Genomic DNA, 803 nt, shown 5'->3' with positions numbered 1-803 from the left:
CTACTACGTAGCGACGTCCAGCTTCGAATACGTCCCCGGCGTGCCCATCTGGCACAGCCGGGACCTCGTGCACTGGCGGCTGATCGGGCACGCCCTGGACCGGCCCTCCCAGATGGCACTGCCCGACACGGCACCCTCCTCCACCGGGGTGTACGCACCCACCCTGCGCCATCACGACGGCCTGTTCTGGCTGATCACGACCGTGGTCGCCGGGGCGGGCAACGCCCTGGTGACCGCCGAGGACCCCGCCGGCCCGGGGTCGGACCCGGTACCGATCGACATCCCCGGCATCGACCCCTCCCTGTCCTGGGAAGAGGACGGCACCTGCTGGTGCGTCTTTTCCGCGGGCGGGATCCGCGCGGTGCGTATCGACCCGAAATCCGGTGAACTGCTCGGCGAGCCGGTGCAGATGTGGTCCGGCTCCGGGCTGCAGTACCCGGAGGGACCGCACCTCTACCGGATCGGCGAGTGGTGGTACCTGCTGCTGTCGGAGGGCGGGGCGGAACGCGGACACGCGCTGTCGCTGGCCCGCGCCCGCACTCTGCCGGGCCCGTTCGAACCGCACCCGGCCAACCCGGTGCTGTCCCACCGCAGCACCAGCCATCCGGTGCAGAACACCGGCCACGCCGATCTGGTTCAGGCGAAGGACGGCAGTTGGTGGATGGTGCTGCTGGGCACCCGGCCGCGCGGCGACACGCCCCTCTACCACGGCATGGGCCGGGAGACCTTCCTGGTGCCGGTGCGCTGGGAGGACGGGTGGCCGCTGCCCGGGCCGCTCGAACTGCGCTCTCCCGCCCCGGAGT

Annotated in this window: 1 protein-coding gene; it reads left to right on the top strand. The window is 71.7% G+C overall.

Annotation, left to right across the window (positions count from 1 at the left end; all coding sequences use genetic code 11):
* Positions 1–803 (top strand): glycoside hydrolase family 43 protein (locus TN53_RS41300; protein ID WP_046264033.1); only part of this gene is annotated, 803 nt, incomplete at both ends.

Origin of the sequence: Streptomyces sp. WM6386, assembly GCF_000972385.1 — a bacterium.
GTDB lineage: Bacteria > Actinomycetota > Actinomycetes > Streptomycetales > Streptomycetaceae > Streptomyces.
This window is presented reverse-complemented; position numbering and strand designations above follow the sequence as displayed.